Raw genomic sequence first — 18391 nt, 5'->3', positions numbered from 1 at the left:
GTTATGAGGTTTTAATGCGTTGAAATTTAACTAACATGGCGCTTTCAGCATCGAGTATAGGCATAGTTAAACCTATTTCGGCACACCACTCGCCCGATAACTCGCAACCAGATTCAGTCCAAGGAGGTTGGTAGTTCACAATGTCATCGTAATTTGATGGTTTATCCAACACCGATACTTGATAGGTCCCATCTGGGTCAAGACCTGGGATCCGCAGATGTCCACTGAGCGAGTTAGTTGGCATCGCTAACTGAGCAATCATAACCACTGCCTCAGATTGGTCTTCAGATACCACAGCATGTATCTGATGGGCACTGTCATCCGTCGGCACACGCCAGGTTTTTCCGCTGTGCAGTAATGGACGCAATATTTTGTGTAGCTTGATGTAGTGCTCAAAGCCCTGCTTCTCGGCTTGTTCTTCTTTGACGGGATCAAGCTCAATCCCCATATGACCGAACAGTGCGGTAAGCCCGCGAAACTCGATACTGTGACGACGGCGTGTACTGTGACAATGGCTTGCTCCTATATGGCTCCCCATCACTTCTGGTGGGAAAAAGTAGCTCATACCACGCTGAATCGTTTGGCGCTCTAAAGCATCGTTATTGTCTGAGGCCCAGAATCGATGAGTACGTTTAAGCACTTCATAATCGATACGACCACCACCCGCCGCACAAGATTCAATCTCGACATTCGGGTGTTTGGCTCGCACTTTATCAACGAGCGCATAATATCGTTGAGTCTGATTGTAAGCAGCGGCCTGACCAAGGTGTGCTGGCTGAACGACTTCACGGTTCATATCCCACTTGATGTAAGCGATATTGTAAATCGAGAGGAAATGATCCAATCGCTCAAACAAGAAGTTAAACGCATCATCGTTTTGTAGATTAATCACATATTGGTTGCGGCCTGTTGGTTGCTCGTAGCCATCTACAGCCAACAACCAGTCAGGGTGAGAGCGAAATAGATCAGAATCTTTATTGATCATTTCTGGCTCAAACCACAACCCAAACTCCATCCCCAACTTATTTACGTGCTCCACAATCGGGCGTAAGCCATTTGGGTATTTAGTTTCACATAGGAACCAATCCCCTAGCCCTGCTTTGTCACCGTCGCGCCCTTTAAACCAACCATCATCGATAATAAAACGTTCAACGCCCATTTCGGCGGATTGCGTCGCCATAGACATGATGTATTCTGGATCGTGATCGAAGTAGATGCCTTCCCAAGTATTAAGGTGGATAGGACGCGGCTTGTCAGCGAAACTTGCTGGCAAAATAGTCTCGCGAACATGAGCATGGAAATGGTGACTCATGGCATTCAAACCTGTGTTGCTGTAGCTTGCGTACAACCAAGGGGTGGTCAGGCTTTCACCCTCTTCCAACGCGATCTCTCCCGGCAGATAAATAACCTCTGCTTGCATGTATCTACGACCATCCGCTTTCACATCGACACGCAGCCTGTGATTACCGCTCCAAGCGAAATGGAAGCCCCATACATCACCTTTCATCTCATCGAAGTGCGCAGTGCCGACAACCAACGCGGGATAGTGCTCATGAGATGTTCGGCCGCGACGATTTTCTTGTTGATAGCCACCTTGATGTAATGGCTGACGCACAGTTTGAAATTCATGGACCCAGCGACCATAGTAAGTCATTAATTCATTAGCACGGGCTGGTAAAGGTAAAGTATTCGCAAGACGGCTTACCTGATAAACACTGTTTTTAGTATTAGTGAGCGTATGACGAGTCTTTAACACATCATTGGCATCTAAAATCAGCTCAGTTCGAAGACGAAGACCCGCTTTAGTATCTTCACTCTCGACCACCACACCATTTTCATTCTCTTCAACATGACGGATAACAAATACCGGAGCCCAATCTTGGCCATTACGATGACCTTCAACACCGGGACTACTAAACACACCTCGGCCAAGCTCGGGATTTAGCGTCATGGCGACATCATTATCTAATCGCCCATAAGGCACGGGCCGATGCAAAGCGCGGCGATACTCTTTGTAATCACCACTTACCTTCTTACCCCAATGCAGGATCTCGGCATAGTCGCCAAGCTCTACGATTAGCTGCGTTTGCTTACCTGTCAGTTCAACCAGTGTTTTGTCCGTCATCTTGTCTTACCTTGAAACTGGAAATTACGTCGCATCATAATGAAATCTTAGAAAGAATCTGTGACCAACCCCCAATCATGAAAACGTTTCCATTGAAATAATTCCAAGTCATAGACGAGCTAGATAGTAAAAGCCGCTTCTTATATTACGTAACAATTTATAGGAAAGGTTACCTGCTTATTTCTTCAAAGGTACCAATATCTTCAATACCAACGACAATTTCCCCATCATACAAAAATCCTATTTATCAGCACCTTAAAAACACAACATCATCATTTAGGCGACTAAACACCCATTTAACACGTGCCACTCTTGCAGTCATCGAATAGCCCTCGTATTCTGAAGCCTTCGAGAACGCGATGAAGTGTCTCTATTGGGTCCTAACTTAATACCCCAGATTGACGGTGTACTCAGTTCAAGGCGTTCAACCTTGAGTCACGTGACTACATTTATCTTCTTTGTCTCACATGCCCAATTGATTTCAATTGGGCTATCTTCCTCCCATAAAGTCTCTTAATTTCATAACCTTAAGCCTCAAAACGTTTACTACTTCTAATCAATTCCGACAAAACACCAAGAAAACGATCTCACAAAACCATCACAATAAACCTCAAAAAACATCAAAAAGCCAAGATAAAACTGGATTAATGTCACATTAAACATCCAAAAACCCAGTAACCGACAAAAAATGCCAACCTCATCATGAAAACGTTTCCAGAGTTTATTTACACTGCGCAGCGAGTTAGGACTCAATAAAAAAATAATCCATATATAAAAATACAATGGAGACACTTCATGAAACAAAAGACGCTTGTAAGAGCGCTAGGGCTAACCCTCGCCCTTGCACCGCTTGCTGGTATGGCCGCAGTGGAAAACATCAATTACTTCGGTTACGCCAAGTGGGGCAACATTTACACCGATAACGACGAACATAACTCAGGAAAAGGCGAACGCAACGATGTAATTCGAGCGAGCCAAGGCTACGGCAACTACCGTTTAGGTAACGAGCTGAACTGGTGGGAAGCGGGTCTCAAAGCCGACGTTTGGCAACAAGGGGATGCGTACTTTGATACCACGCTTTACCTAGGCAGTGGCGAGAGCTGGGGCGACGTTAGCTTGATCCAGATGTGGTCTGCAGGACACGGCCTGATTGACGGACAAGCCGATGCCAAGGTATGGGCAGGTGAACGCTTCTACCGCCGTCATGAAGTCCACATGATCGACATTAAATACTGGGATACTTCAAGCACTGGTATCGGTGTAGAAGATTGGGACTTCGGGTTTGCTAAGGGTCACATCGCTTGGATGGCACCAAACTCTAGCGTCGACGGTCGCAGCTTGCACAACCTTGATGCACGCCTTAGCGACATCACACTCAGTGACAGTGCCGATCTTACCCTTGGTCTGAACTATGTTTTCACCCAAAACTCTAGCTATGACGAGAGTGACATCACCACTTCTGGCGCAATGTTATCGACACTCTACCGCCAAGCTTGGGATTACGGCTCAAACACATTCGCTTTCCAGTACGGTACGGATGCGCTTGCGGGCGGCTTGATGAGTGCAGAAGGCGGCTCAAACCGTAAGTACAGCACGGGTGTTGAACACGACGGTTACAGCTGGCGCATTTTCAACTCTGGTGACCTAAACGTGAGTGAAGACTTCCAAGTGATGTACTCCATCGCCTACCAAGATAAAAATCTCGACAACGACGAAGGTGAGAAGTGGTTCAGCGTAGGTGCTCGCCCTCAATACAGCTGGACGGATTACATGGCTACCGCACTAGAGGTGGGTTATGAGTCAGTAGAAGCACAGAACGGTGCCGGTACCAATGACATGTACAAAGTGACCGTGTCACAAATGTTCCAGGCTGGAAAAGGTGTTTGGGCTCGTCCATCACTTCGTTTATTCGCGACTTACTCAGAGAAAACCGATGAGTGGGGACGCGGGGGCGATGTCTACGGCCAAGCACAAAGCATCGCCAAGCAAAACATCGATGAGATCACTTTCGGCTTTAACGTCGAAACATGGTGGTAATCCTACCCGGTAACTATTTTTGACCCAACGGGGTGAGCAAAGCGTTCACCCCTCATAGGACACAAGCAGATGAAACTAAAACCGCTAGCTACTCTTTTTATGGCATTGTCTTTGAGCGCATGCAGTGGATTACCTGAGCAGACTTTCAATACAGATTTGAGCAAGCAACCATGCTGTTCAACCTTAGAGACTCTCCCGCTAACGACGCTGTCTACGCCATTCCACCAGCAAGTTATTGTAGATGCTGAACTGCCTATTTTAAGTGACGCGGTCCTACTTTCATCAAGCTCTGCGTCACACCAAGCGCTTCCTGTTGTCGGCTATGAAATAACGTCAGAGAACCCACTTTCACTTCTTGTACGCTCTTATGTCGACAACAACGCACTATTTGCAGCGAACGTCTTAGTTTATGACAAAAACTGGCAGCTTATTTCTCGATATTCAGCACAGGATTTCGATTACCACCCTACTGGCATGCGCGGTTTAGAACGCATCGAGAAAGTAATCACCATCAACCCACAGCTAAACGGTGCTCAATACATAGTTCTCGCTTCCGACTCTTCAATGTTTGGACAAAAACTCGCACGACAGCACCCAGAACAGGTGTATGCAGAGTCTCAGAACATCATTGGCAATAAACAACTCCCTTTAGTGGCGGATTACCAAGCCTTTGGGGTCGTCGAGGTGACCACCAGCGCATCAGACAACAACGCAGTTCTCACGTTATTGACTGAGCTAGGTACACACACTAAGCAAAAACCGAATTCACACATTACACCAGCCTCCTCTCCAGAAGCGCTGGATGAGTGGGAAGTATTTCAATCTCAAATCGATAAAGCACTCGAAAACGATAACGTACAGCAAGCCGCTGCGCTAGCCAACCAAGCATCAAAACAAGGCTATACCCAAGCCAAAGATTATCTCGTAGAGCAGCTAGCGAAATAACGATTCATCGCTCTCCGACTCGTTCGCAACGCCATTCACTTTATTGCACTGCGAAATGATTGCAAAAACAGATTAGTAACAAAGAAATTTAAGTAGGAACATCATGACAGCATTCTCAGATATTATTCAAAGACGTGATTGGGAGAATCCACAATCGGTCAATATCAACAACCTCAAGGCACACAGCCCACTTGCAAGCTTTCGTGATGAAGAAGATGCTCGTGACAATGTGAATGCCCAGCGCCAATCGCTGAACGGACAATGGAAATTCAAACTGTTTGACGCACCAGAGCAAGTTGACGGCAAGTTCATCGAGCCTCAATTCAATGATAAAGACTGGGGTGAGATCACTGTCCCTTCAAACTGGCAAATGCAAGGTTACGATAAGCCTATCTACGCCAACGTGAAATACCCATTCGAAGTAAACCCGCCGTTTGTGCCAAGTGATAACCCAACAGGTTGCTACCGCACTACCGTGTCACTTTCTGAGGAAGATTTAGCCAATACGCAACGCATTATCTTTGATGGCGTGAACTCGGCTTTCCACCTTTGGTGTAACGGCACTTGGGTTGGCTACAGCCAAGATAGCCGCCTGCCTTCTGAATTCGATCTAACGCCTTACCTTGTTGCAGGAGACAACAGCCTTGCCGTCATGGTGATTCGTTGGAGTGATGGCAGCTACCTAGAAGACCAAGATATGTGGTGGCTAAGTGGTATCTTCCGCGACGTGACTTTGCTGTCTAAACCACAACACTGCATTGAAGATGTGTTCATCACACCGGATTTAGACGCGTGTTACCGCGATGGTTCACTGTCGATTGTGACTTCGATTTCTGCACCTGACACCTACCAAGTTCAAGTGCAGCTGTTTGATGGCGAACAAGCCGTGACAGAGCCACGCATCGACCGTCCGCACAACCGTCGCATTGACGAACGTGGCACGTGGGATGACGTGGTATTCCAAACGTTGCACGTACGCGAGCCAAAGAAATGGACAGCGGAAACACCGAACCTTTACCGCTTAGTTGTTTCACTGTTGGATGAAAATGGCACGCACTTAGAAAGCGAAGCGTACCCTGTGGGCTTCCGTAAAGTCGAAATCACCGATGGCCAATTGAAGCTAAACGGTAAGCCTTTGTTGATCCGCGGCGTGAACCGTCACGAACATCACCCAGAGCTTGGTCATGTGATGACGGAAGAAGACATGATCCGCGACATCTGCTTGATGAAACAATACAACTTCAACGCGGTACGCACAGCGCACTACCCGAACCACCCTCGTTGGTACGAACTGTGTGATCAATACGGCTTGTACGTGTGCGATGAAGCGAACATCGAAACCCATGGCATGCAGCCAATGAACCGCCTATCGAGCGATCCACAATGGGCGCACGCTTACATGAGTCGCTACACCCAGATGGTGATGCGCGATAAGAACCACCCTTCGATCATCATCTGGTCTTTAGGTAACGAATCCGGTCACGGCAGCAACCACAATGCGATGTACGCTTGGTCTAAAAACTACGACCCGTCTCGCCCAGTGCAATACGAAGGCGGCGGTTCAAACACCACGGCAACCGACATCATTGCGCCAATGTACGCGCGTGTGAACACGGTCATCGAAGACGAAGCCGTGCCTAAATGGGCAATCAAGAAATGGGTATCACTACCAAACGAAACTCGTCCTTTGATCTTGTGTGAATACGCACACGCGATGGGCAACAGTCTGGGTAGCTTTAATGACTACTGGAATGCGTTCCGCGATTACCCTCGCCTACAAGGTGGCTTTATTTGGGATTGGGTCGATCAAGGCTTGAGCCAATGGGATGAAAACGGCCAACACTTCTGGGCTTACGGCGGCGACTTTGGTGATGAAATCAATGACCGTCAGTTCTGCATCAATGGTTTGATCTTCCCAGATCGCACGGTTCACCCAACGTTGGAAGAAGCAAAATACTGCCAACGCATGATCACCTTATCACTGCAAGAACAAACCAAAGAAGCTTGCACACTGTTGGTGACTAACGAGAACTTATTCCGTGCGACCGATAATGAGCAATTGAACTGGTCTCTGTTGGAAGATGGCAAAGTTATCCAAACCGGTTCATTGGCGCTTAACGTAAAAGCGGACAGCCAAGCACATATTGAGATTGCCCTTAACTTCACGCCAAAAGCGGAAGCGCAATATCACTTAAATACCGACATTACACTGATTGCTACAACACCTTGGGCAGACGCAGAACACGTCGTCGCTTCTGAGCAAATGTCACTACGCAATACAGCAGGCCTTGCTCTGCCAACATTGGAAACGCAACCAGCGCCAATGCTAACGCAGCAAGACAACACCGTTTTGGTGTCTAGCTTGGATGAAAAACATCAATGGCGTTGGGATAGCCAAACTGGCTTGATGACCGATTGGTGTGTCGATGGTGAAGCACAAATGCTTGCGGCACCACAAGATAACTTCTTCCGTGCGCCACTGGATAACGACATCGGTGTAAGCGAAATCGACAACGTCGATCCAAACGCTTGGATGTGTCGTTGGGACATGGCGGGTATCGGCCAATGGGAACGTCAATGCGTGGCTTGCCACAGTGAGACTCTGGCACATGCGGTGAAAGTGACTTCGACGTTCGCTTACCACTTTAATGGTGAAGTACAGGCGATCACGACTTGGACGCACACCCTGAGCAACAACGGTGAGATGGCATTGGCTGTCGACGTGAAGCTGGCTGATGATTTACCACCAATGCCACGTATCGGTTTGGAATTTGAACTGCCATTGAACGAGCAAAACGCTCCGATCACATGGCAAGGCTTAGGTCCATTTGAAAACTACCCTGACCGTTTGGCAGCAGCGCGCTTCGGCCAGCACACACAAACACTCGAGCAGATGCACACGCCATACATTTTCCCAACCGACAGCGGTCTGCGCTGTGGTACGAAATGGTTGAAGGTGAATGAGTTAGAAATCTCGGGTGACTTCCAGTTCAGTGTGAGTCAGTACTCTCAGCAACACTTAGCAGCAGCGAAGCACACCAACGATTTGGTCGCAGAAGAGAAGGTTTACGTGCGCCTAGACCATAAACACATGGGCGTGGGCGGTGATGACTCTTGGAGCCCAAGTGTTCACAAGGAATTCCAGTTAACGGACAATCAATACGCTTACAAAGTGACGTTTAAACCCGCTCAGTAATCGAGTGATGACATAAACACACGCCAATGTAGCTCAATCCCCAAGTTCCGGCTTGGGGATTTTTTTATCTAAGTAACCCTGTACAACAAGTACTGAAGAGGCTAGGAAGGAATTAAAATGATCTTGCCTTCTAGTGGCTTATTGGACTCAATAAGCTCTATAGCTTGTAAATAATCACTAAAGCACATACTGCGATCGACATCTAACGCAATGTCATTGGAAAGAAAGTGCTTTAACATGCTTTCAAACGCGTTTCGCCTTACTTGACTACCAACACCGTCTTCCCAGTATCGAAGAAAAAACGTTCTGAATTCTACATTCGCTCTTTTTGCACTTTGAAAAAAAGACGGCTGATACAGCTCTAATGAGAGCGTGCCATAATTTATGAATCGCCCAGCATCTTTCAAGGTATTAAGTAACTTTTCTCCTGCTGTACCACCGATTGCATCAAACGCAACGTTAGGTAACGGAGCACCCAGCCTTCGAATCTGCTCAACAAAATCTTCGTTAGTGTGAACAACATAAGGGGTCTTGTACCGGTACCGATCTGGACTAGACGTCACAACGATCAATGTAAAGACCAACGATTGAGACAACTGAGCGAAAATCTTACCGATTGCTGAGTTTCCTGCATTGATAATTAGACAATCATCATTGGTTAATGCAGCAACCTCATGCGTCAACACCCATGCCGTTAGGGAGTTAATGTAAAGTTGGCTGGCAAATCCCGCTTCTAGATGTTCTGGAACGTGAAAAAGGTTGTTTGGTTCCACATCAATATATCGCTGCCAAGTACCACTCGTTGCGACCACAACACGATCACCCTCTAGGAACTCAGAACTGTGAGATTGTCTGACTCTACCAACCGCTTCAAAGCCCGGTACTCTAGGAGGTACATGATTATTCTTATATTGCCCTACCCCATAAATTGACAGTAAGTCACTTGGGTTAATATTGGTCGCTTCAACTTCGACTCGAACTTTGCCCTGCCCTAATACCTCTAATGAAACAGATTCATATTTTAAAGATTCTTTAGGATCACCAAATTGGTGTTGATTGATACGACAATTGAGTAGTGACATAGATATAATTTAAAGAATAAATACAGATTGACGAGGGTAGCTTTTCTCACTAAAGGAAGTAAAACCTACTATCACCCATTACTCATTTTGAGTACGAGTTAAGTAACCTAACACTATTTAATCAGTGCTAAAACTTCTTTAAACTCGGGCGCTCGACAGTCTTCAATCATTTCGTACAGACACATTTCAACACCCGTAAGTCCAACGCCATTTGCGGTGAGTTTCGCCATTGCGAGAGCTTTATTGGCCGCTGTTCTTGAAGACGTACAATCCGTCACCAACTCGACTCGATAGCCCATCTTACGCAGCGATAACGCGGTTTGATAGACACAGATGTGCGCTTCAATCCCACAGATTAGCCATGTATCGACTTTGGTGTTTTCCACCGCCAGTTTAAACGTCGATTCTTTACAGCCATCAAAGGTGTATTTAGCGATGGCTAAATGATCTTTTGCCAATACTTCACGAATCGGCTCAACGGTAGACCCCAAACGATCTGGGTTTTGCTCTAACCATACAATAGGCAAATTAAGTGCTTTAGCGCCTTTCACCAGCTTTGTCGTATTCTCAATATTAGCGTCGCTTTCATGCATCAAACTCGCAAGCTTTCCTTGCACGTCAACGACAATCAACCCTGTGGTGTTTTTTGATAGCATTTTCACTTCCTATGAGCATTAGTTCATCTGACTCTGTTAACTAAGTCATTAGAATGTATCAGAAGCTCAGAACAAGCGGTTCAGAAAACGTATAAAGTTGCTACGTGCTCACGCGAATTGAATTTTGATCAAAACAGCGCACTCAAGATTCAGCGACTCAGAACAAATACCTAAATCGCTACACACATCGGTGTATTTGAAATCGGATCGCGGAATACTTTTGCATTCAAGTCAAAAACACCATCAAGCAACGTCTCTGTCATCACCTCGTCAGGCGAACCTTCAGCCACAACACAGCCCTTCTCCAACACAACTAAATGATCACAATAACGGCACGCTTGATTAAGGTCGTGCAGCACCACAACCACAGTTTTACCTTTGGCATTCATTTGTTGCATCAAATTCATTAGTTCTACCTGATGCGACATGTCTAAATACGTGGTTGGCTCATCAAGCATTACGATGTCTGTATCTTGTGCTATTACCATCGCGATCCAGGCTCTCTGTCTTTGACCACCAGATAACGATTCAACCGGCTTATCAGCATATTCAAGAACGCCTGTATCAAGCATCGCTTGTTCCACAATAGTTTGGTCGTCTATTCCTAACTTTCCCCAATGAGATACATAAGGTGAACGACCATATTCGACCAGTTTTCTGACGGTAATACCTTCAGGACTAACTAGGATTTGTGGCAGAAGCGACAAAGAACGCGCAAGTGCTTTATCGCCATAGCTTGATAATGGTTTACCTTCAAACAGCACCTCCCCTGACATAGGTTTATTGATTCTTACTAAGGTTTTTAACAAAGTGGATTTACCACATCCATTAGGACCAATTAACGCGGTAATTTTCCCTTTTGGGATAGAAACCGAGAGGTTTGGGATGATCGTTTGTTTGCCGTACGCGACGGATAGGTTCTGCGTTTGTAGCATGGTTACCAACCTCGATAACGATAAAGAAGGAAAATGAAATAAGGTGCACCAATCACTGATGTAAGCACGCCAGCAGGCAGTTCGATAGGAGGGTTCAAACCTCGAGCAAGCGCATCAGCACAGGTCACTAAAATGGCCCCCAGCAAAGCAGATGCAGGGATTAGTAACTTATGATTATGCCCGAAAAGCAAACGCGCTAAGTGCGGCGCCAATAGCCCAACGAAACTGATTGTACCGGCTACTGACACGCTGACACTCGCGATTAACACAGCGGCCAACAGAGCGAGAACCTGAATCTGTTTTGGCTTGATACCCAGTGTAGTCGCACTCTCCTGACCAAGCCCCAACACGTCTAATCGCCAAGCAAGCCATAGTGCTATTGGCACTAGTAGAACCAACGCACCCCAAATAAATGGCACTTGCTGCCAGTTCCTGCTCCAAAGACTACCTGTTAGCCACACCATGGCAGTATTGATCTCGATAGGGTTGGTGACGAGCAAGAAGTCAATGCAACTGGCAAGAAACGCACTCACGGCGATACCGATCAGAGCCAGTTTGGCCGGTGTTGGTTTAGACCACCATGCCAACACGGCAATCAACCCAGCCGAAAAAACGCCACCAAACATCGCAAATATAGGGAGTAAACTCACTGGTGCATTTGGAAACCAAACCAAACTCGCAGTTGCAGCGAGGCCTGCTCCAGCACTAATTCCCATTAGGTCAGGAGACGCCAGAGGGTTCCGTATCACCCCTTGTACTAACACGCCTGAAAGCCCTAACCCAGCACCAACACCGATGGCGAGCAGCATGCGTGGCAACCGATACTGTTGGATTACAAAATCATCACTAGAAAAAGCCATCAAATGTTCCATCACTTGAGAAATCGAGAGTGATGCCGCCCCAACAAACAGGCCAGAAAAGGCCATCAACATGAGTAGCCCAAGTAACAACCATACCTTAGCATTATGATGCATTAAGACTTCCTCGTCGCAATGAGAATAAAACATGGTGTCCCTAGTAAAGCGGTAATGACACCAACGGGCGTTTCTGTTGGGAAAGCAATTGCTCTTGATAACGCATCTGACCAAGAAACCAACGCTGCCCCTGCCATCGCGGAAACGGGAATCAACACATGATAATTATGCCCAATCATAGGGCGAACTAAATGAGGCACTAACAATCCGACAAAGCCAATCGGTCCTGCGATAGCAACACTAGCACCCGCCAGCAAAACAATTGTCACGCCACAAATGAATCGCGTAAGACGAATATTACTGCCTAGCCCTATAGCGACCTCTTCACCAAGCGCCAGCAAATTGAGATTGCGAGCTAGGCTCATAGCCAACCCTAGCCCCATCCCTAAAGGTGGCCACAGCATTTGCCATTGCTCATCATCCACGGTAGATAATGATCCTGTAAGCCAATGCAGCACGCTATAAGCCATATCGTCTGCAAGAATCAATGCTGCACGAGTCAACCCAATCAATAATGCCGTAATGGCGATGCCCGCTAATACCAAGCGCAATGGGTGAGAGCGTGCAGAAAAAAAGCCGCCGAGGAGCATCACAGCACCACCGCTTAACGAGGCTCCGATAACAGCATTAAGAATTGGATTCAGTTCACTAACAACAGGCACGCCTATCGCAGCTAAAGCCATAAAACAGGCAGCTCCAGCATTAATACCAAGAATCGAGGGAGATGCGAGTGGGTTTCTGGTTAAGCCCTGCATCAGTAAACCCGCAACCGCTAGGCTCGCGCCAATCAATAACCCTGCATAGGCCCTTGGCGCTCTTAGCGTCGCCAAAATTTGATGAGTCATATTGCTCGAGTCAAACACAAGCCAATAGTCAACTAAGTCATTAAAATTCAGAGAAAAGTTGGACCATCCCAGCATAGACGCCGCATAACCAGATAGCATCAAACACAATACTAACGACGTAAATGCAGCGACTCGCCACGGCAATAATGGCAAGCTTCGCTTGCCTCGTGAGATCAACATCGGTCTCATGAACGTTCCAAAATCTGCTCTAGATTTTTCGCCATCTGCTCAGCCGCTAACATGCCTCGATTCAATGACCAAAGTGCCGGTGAAACTTCAACAACTTGCTTATTTTTTGCTGAGGTCAATAGGTTAAATAACGGATTTTTCTGCCAGTCGTTGACCACATTAGGATGAGAATAAGCGCCTAATAATAGCCAGTCCGGATTGGTTTTTAACAATAACTCAAAACTGGTTGGTAAGTACGCCTTTTCATTCAACTCCTCAATCGGGCTCGCTATCCCTAATGTTGTCAGTACTCCTCCGGCATATGATGCTGGGCTATGAAGCCACATTCCTTTATCTGATACGACAGCAAACTGGACGGTTTGCTTTAAAGAGAAGTGGCTTTTGAAATCGAGCATAGTTTGTTGATGCTTTTGAATTCGTTGCTCCATGGCTGATTGCTTATCAAGAGCGACACCAATCTTGAGCGCTGATTCTAGGTTTTCTTGATATGTTTCACCTCGGCTTTTTAATAATAAAGTCGGCGCAATTCGTTGTAAGTCTTGATAAACAGTACGGTGACGCTCTGCATCTGCGATGATCAAATCGGGCTTAAGAACAGCAATGGCTTCGAGGCTAGGTTGAGATCGCATACCAACCGACTGCCAAGGTTCAACCAATTCTCGCACCGCTGAAATCACACGTGTTGAGTCATTATCATCGGCGACACCTACGGGAGAAACGCCTACCGCTGCTAACGCATCTACAAATGAGAACTCTAGAACAACGATGCGTTGCGGCGCAGTACTTATCTCGAACTGACCTTGCTCATCTAGGATGACTCTTGTTTTCGCCCAACTAGAGAATGAGATTAAGCACATCGCCAATACAGTGACGCTAATCCATAATCTCTTCATTACGCGAAGTGTGTTCGTCGAAACTCGTTGAAAGTCGTTTCCCATATTAAATTATCCTCTAACGCTAAAACCGTGAAAGTCGCCAAGAGTATTGGCGACTTTTATTCGTTATAATTTTCAATAAATTACGAATTAGAACTGGTAATTAAGATCCAAAGTATAAGAGCGCCCTGGCGCCGGATAGCGACCAACAGGACTCGTATCAATACCTCGGAAGTAATAGTCCTCATCAAACAAGTTGTTGACCGCAAAGTTCATGCGCAGTTTGCTGCTCTCGTCCTTGTACAGATCAGAACCTAGGTTGAAGTTCCATACCATGTAGGCTGGCACTTTGCCCGTCGCACCAGTAGCATCTTCGGCGCTGGTGTTCGCATTATCAGAGTATGACTCACTGAAGTAGTAACCAGACAGAGTGGTATCTAACTTGCTAAACGCGTAAGTCGCGTCCCAGCTAAATTGATGTTTGGAGGTATAAGGCAGTTGATTACCCTTGTTTGCACCCTCTTCTTCAATCGTTGCGTCTAGGTAGTTATAGCCAGCACCTAAACTAAGAGCTTGGAGTGACTCAGGAGTATAACGGCCAGAAAATTCAACACCTTGGTGAAGTGTTTTACCAATATTGTCGAAAGTTTGGCTCGCGCTTTGCCATTGAAGCTGATCTTCAAAATCGATTCGGTAAAGCGCAACATTGAAGCTGGTTGAATCAAGGTTGTAACGCGCACCTAACTCGTAGTTCCATGCAAGCTCACTGCCCTCTTCACCTTTACCGCGAATGTAAGCAATTTGCGGTGCACGTAGAGATTTTTGTGCGTTGGTGTAACCCACCCACTGCTCAGTAAGATGGTAAGCCACCGTTAGGCCTGGCAGCCACTCTGTAACTTTGTTGTCCGTGCTTTCAGCGTTACCTAAATCATTAAATGCCATATCTATTGATTCATATCGAATCCCAGGTGTGACCTTTAGATCATCATTAAACAAACCTATTTCATTACTGATATAGCCAGCAAAAGCGTCAGTGTCCAAATGCCAATCACGTGGGGTTGTGGTTGCCCCACCTGCAATCGGTGTTTGTGTAAGCTTGTAATCGATATCTTCGTTAACGTAGCGCGCCCCAACAATCAAGTTTTGAGTCACGGAGTTACCATCAAAATAGATCGCCAATTTAGGCTCAACACCATAGACAGCAAATTCTCGTGGTGATGTGCGAATATGGGTCGATGGCAATGACGGATCAGCCCAGTGGCCACCAGCACTATTAAAGCCCCACTGGAAGAAACGCTCTGAGCGGTGACCAAATGTCAGTATCTCGAGTTCCGCGCTATCCGCAATGTTCAGGTCATGTAAGTAATTTAGGCTCCAACGTGTTGATTCACCTTGGTACTCATCGTATGGTCGCTTCGATTGAGTGCGATCATTCTTGTAATCTTCTGGCGATAAGGCACCCGGCATTTGAGTATCGGCGTCGTAGCGTTGAACGAAAGCTTGTAACTCTTGAGTATCGCTGAGTAACCACTGCAACTTAGCTTGGAAGTTTTTGACATCCGTGTCGGAGTGCTCTCGAAAGCTTTCTCCTGTTAGGAAGTTACCTTCCACTTGAAGGGCCAGTGTGTCAGTAAGCCAACCGCCTGTGCGTAAATAGAGATCATTTAACGGAGCATCACCATCTTCAAAAACAGTCAACCTGTTACTGATTTCCGTTTGCCATTGGTGGGGAATAGGTTTCGTCACTAAGTTGATCACACCACCGACGTTATTTGGTCCGTACTGAACCGCCGCGCCACCGCGCACTATATCAATACGATCAAGCATCGACAGCGTCGCTGGGAAGATCGACTGTCCAGTATGGCCATAAGGCGCAAGAGTCAGTGGTACACCATCCATTAGAAACTGAGCATGACCACTTCGGCTCGCTTTCAAGCCACGTACTGAGATGTTAGGTAAAACACCAGTGCCAGTTTCATCTTGAACTTTAATACCCGGTACACTTTGAAACGCAGAATCAATAGAAAGCGCGCCGGTTTTTTTAATCTGTTCATTAGTCAAAACGGTACGAGCCCCTGGATACTCTTTCACATCCTCGAGCTCTGAGTTACCTATCCAGCTACCAGTAACGACAACCGTTTCCATGGTCGTAGTTTGAGGATCTGACGTGGCAAATGCGTTTATGGAAGTCACTGAAGCGATAGCTATAGCAAGAGTACTGAGACGCAACTTCTGATGCGATTGAGTACAGGGGTTACCATCCAAATTCTGGTAAGACATGAAAATCTCCTAAAAGGCAGGTTAAGGCCAAAGGCAGTGTCATCGATTAGATGTGTCCTTCAACCTTTCGGGCTAAGTGGCCTCAAAGTGAGGCCAAAACTGTTCGCTATTTGCTAGCAAACAAAGCAATAATGTTTAAAACTCAACTGACATTTAGAACTGATAACCATAGCTGAGCATGAATTCGGCAGGAGCACCGTAACCAATCTGGTTCGTGCCAGATGTGCCATTAGTCGCACCTAGAATGTATTTCTCATCAAAGACGTTATAAACATTCGCTTGGACTTTATGACGACCCGTGGTGTAAGCCGCCATCAAATCAACCGTGGTGTAATCCCCTAATGCGACCGCTTCATTATTACCTGCATAACGATCACCGACGTATTTAACACCACCACCTAAACGCCAGTTATCATCTAACTGATACGTGCTCCACAGCGAGAAGAGGTGGTCAGACACATCGTTTGGTTTTTTACCTGTATCTTTATCTTCAGCATCAAGGAAGCTATACCCAATCGAAATATCCCATTGCTCTGAAATCTGACCGCGAGCTTCCAGTTCGATACCTTGGTGACGCGCTTCAATCTTGCTGATCACATCCCCGTCAGTATTAGTTTGCGGTTGCTCTTGATCAATTTGGAAAACCGCAGCATTTAGCATCAATGCGCTATTCAGTAGATAAGCTTTTGCACCCACTTCTTTTAGATCGGTATGGAAGAATTCAGCCAACTTAGGGTTGATATAAATACCTGAATAAGGCAACTGCCATGAACGGGCTAAGCTTGCATACACAGACATATCGTCTGTCACGCGATAGACTAGGCCACCACGGTAGCTAACTTTGTTATCGTCAAGGTTCTCTTTTTCTGCGCCGAATTTTTGCTGTTCAAGCTCCATGGAGTCATAACGCACATTACCGATCACTGAAAGATCACCAAAGGTGTAGACATCTTGAATATATACGCCTGTCGTTGTTGTTGTGTTGTCTCGGAAAGGTTTGAAGCCTGGATCGGGTGTTGGGCCTGCGACAGGGTTGTATATATCTTTCGGTGGTAAGGTTTTGTCGCTTGCGAGCGTAAGATCGATATTGATTTGGTTGTAGTCGGCACCAATCATCATTTGGTTGGATTCGGTTTCCCAAACAAGCTCAGACTGTAATGTTGTTGTCGTTCGAGGATCGTAACCAAAATTATTTACGGTTTGAGAGACTTGATCCCCGGTTACGGTCCCTTGTCTCGTCCCTTTTTGTTCTAACTCGATATGGTTGTATGCTGCGCGGTTTGTCCATACCCAGTCACTGTTCAAGTGCCACTCATAATTAATACCAACGCGAATACTATCCGATTCTTGATAATCATTGGTACCGCCGTAAAAAGAACTTTCGGATACATCGACTGGTTTACCATTTTTGGATGGAACGCCACGGTAAGGCACTAATTCTTGGTGAGCATATTCAACGTCGAGATCAATAATGTGTCCATCAGAAGGCATCACTCGAATCGTTGGGGCGATAAAGAAATCGTTAGAATCCACATGATCAACATAGGAATCCGCTTGGCGGTGCTCAACGTTAATGCGTCCATTTACCTTGTCAGAAAACGCCATCGAACTGTCTAACTGGCCTACAAATTGGCTATTGCTGCCCACACTGCCTTTAACACTTGTAAAGTTATCACCGTTAGCACGTTTAGTGACTAAATTAATAATACCACCAGCAGAACCTCGTCCATAAAGTGCACCTGCAGGCCCTTTCACCACTTCAACACGCTCGATATTCGCCAGGCTTCGGTAGGACTGTAAAGTTCCGTCGTCACGCATCCCATCTCGATACATGTCATTAAGTGCATCAAAACCACGAATAACGAATTGGTCTCGGCTGCCTTCACCTAAGGTATTATTCACACCCGCAACACCATCGAGTGCATCCACTAAACGTACCGCGCCTCGGTCTTCCATTTCTGTCTTTGTCACAACAGAAACCGCTTGCGGAACATCCAACCATTCAACATCCGTTTTCGTTCCCGACTGCGGCATATGCTCAGCATATCCTTCGTATTGATGACCAATAACTTGCAGTGTTTCATCCACAATAACCTGTTCTTCAGCGGTTGCAGTTGGAATGATAGTCACGCTCGTCAGGACTCCACCAATTGCTAATGCAAGCGGAGACAGGGGCAATTTCATGTTCATTTACTAATTCCATTTTAGTTTACAAAGTAACAACGACGCGAATGAAAACAAATATCATTTAT

At 46.3% G+C, this 18391-nt stretch carries 12 protein-coding genes; 3 read left to right on the top strand and 9 right to left on the bottom strand.

The window, feature by feature from the left end; translation table 11 throughout:
* Nucleotide 1: 1 nt before the first annotated feature.
* Entirely contained in the window at nucleotides 2–2125 is a 2124-nt protein-coding gene (locus tag L1D60_RS20245; RefSeq protein WP_239842674.1) for an alpha-galactosidase, read from the bottom strand.
* Nucleotides 2126–2920: 795 nt separating this feature from the next.
* Here L1D60_RS20245 and L1D60_RS20240 point away from each other — a divergent pair.
* The 3 genes from L1D60_RS20240 (at nucleotide 2921) to L1D60_RS20230 (ending at nucleotide 8303) form a co-directional block, all read left to right on the top strand.
* Nucleotides 2921–4162, top strand: coding sequence for a carbohydrate porin (locus tag L1D60_RS20240; RefSeq protein ID WP_239842673.1), 1242 nt, complete (start codon nucleotides 2921–2923; stop codon nucleotides 4160–4162).
* Nucleotides 4163–4231: 69 nt separating this feature from the next.
* Nucleotides 4232–5107, top strand: coding sequence for a MalM family protein (locus tag L1D60_RS20235; RefSeq protein WP_239842672.1), 876 nt, complete (start codon nucleotides 4232–4234; stop codon nucleotides 5105–5107).
* A 103-nt stretch (nucleotides 5108–5210) separates the two neighbouring features.
* Nucleotides 5211–8303, top strand: coding sequence for a beta-galactosidase (locus L1D60_RS20230; RefSeq protein WP_239842671.1), 3093 nt, complete (start codon nucleotides 5211–5213; stop codon nucleotides 8301–8303).
* Nucleotides 8304–8404: 101 nt separating this feature from the next.
* Here L1D60_RS20230 and L1D60_RS20225 read toward each other — a convergent pair whose 3' ends face one another.
* From L1D60_RS20225 to L1D60_RS20190, 8 genes are all read right to left on the bottom strand, one after another.
* Complete coding sequence (locus L1D60_RS20225) at nucleotides 8405–9391, bottom strand: zinc-dependent alcohol dehydrogenase family protein (protein WP_239842702.1); 987 nt, start codon at nucleotides 9389–9391, stop codon at nucleotides 8405–8407.
* A 107-nt stretch (nucleotides 9392–9498) separates the two neighbouring features.
* Nucleotides 9499–10041 carry a hydrolase gene (locus L1D60_RS20220; RefSeq protein WP_239842670.1) on the bottom strand — a complete coding sequence of 181 codons (543 nt, stop codon included), beginning with the start codon at nucleotides 10039–10041 and terminating at the stop codon, nucleotides 9499–9501.
* Between the two features lie 170 nt (nucleotides 10042–10211).
* The gene (gene fecE / locus L1D60_RS20215) at nucleotides 10212–10976 is read right to left on the bottom strand and encodes a Fe(3+) dicitrate ABC transporter ATP-binding protein FecE (RefSeq protein WP_239842669.1); all 765 of its coding nucleotides are present in this window, start codon (nucleotides 10974–10976) and stop codon (nucleotides 10212–10214) included.
* A 2-nt stretch (nucleotides 10977–10978) separates the two neighbouring features.
* Nucleotides 10979–11950: an iron chelate uptake ABC transporter family permease subunit gene (locus L1D60_RS20210; RefSeq protein WP_239842668.1), complete on the bottom strand. Its 972-nt coding sequence runs from the start codon at nucleotides 11948–11950 to the stop codon at nucleotides 10979–10981.
* Nucleotides 11950–12984: an iron chelate uptake ABC transporter family permease subunit gene (locus L1D60_RS20205; protein ID WP_239842667.1), complete on the bottom strand. Its 1035-nt coding sequence runs from the start codon at nucleotides 12982–12984 to the stop codon at nucleotides 11950–11952. The genes L1D60_RS20210 and L1D60_RS20205 overlap by 1 nt, the downstream gene beginning before the upstream one ends.
* Complete coding sequence (locus L1D60_RS20200; protein ID WP_239842666.1) at nucleotides 12981–13922, bottom strand: Fe(3+) dicitrate ABC transporter substrate-binding protein; 942 nt, start codon at nucleotides 13920–13922, stop codon at nucleotides 12981–12983. Before L1D60_RS20200 ends, L1D60_RS20205 begins: the two co-directional genes overlap by 4 nt.
* Before the next feature lie 87 nt (nucleotides 13923–14009).
* Nucleotides 14010–16139 carry a TonB-dependent siderophore receptor gene (locus L1D60_RS20195; RefSeq protein WP_239842665.1) on the bottom strand — a complete coding sequence of 710 codons (2130 nt, stop codon included), beginning with the start codon at nucleotides 16137–16139 and terminating at the stop codon, nucleotides 14010–14012.
* 153 nt (nucleotides 16140–16292) lie between these two features.
* On the bottom strand, nucleotides 16293–18329 hold the full coding sequence (locus L1D60_RS20190; RefSeq protein ID WP_239842664.1) for a TonB-dependent siderophore receptor: 2037 nt from the start codon (nucleotides 18327–18329) through the stop codon (nucleotides 16293–16295).
* Nucleotides 18330–18391 lie beyond the last annotated feature (62 nt).

This window comes from Vibrio sp. Isolate30, from assembly GCF_022397975.1.
Taxonomy (GTDB): domain Bacteria; phylum Pseudomonadota; class Gammaproteobacteria; order Enterobacterales; family Vibrionaceae; genus Vibrio; species Vibrio fortis.
Note: the sequence above shows the minus strand (reverse complement) of the source record. Positions and strands in the feature narration are given on the sequence as shown.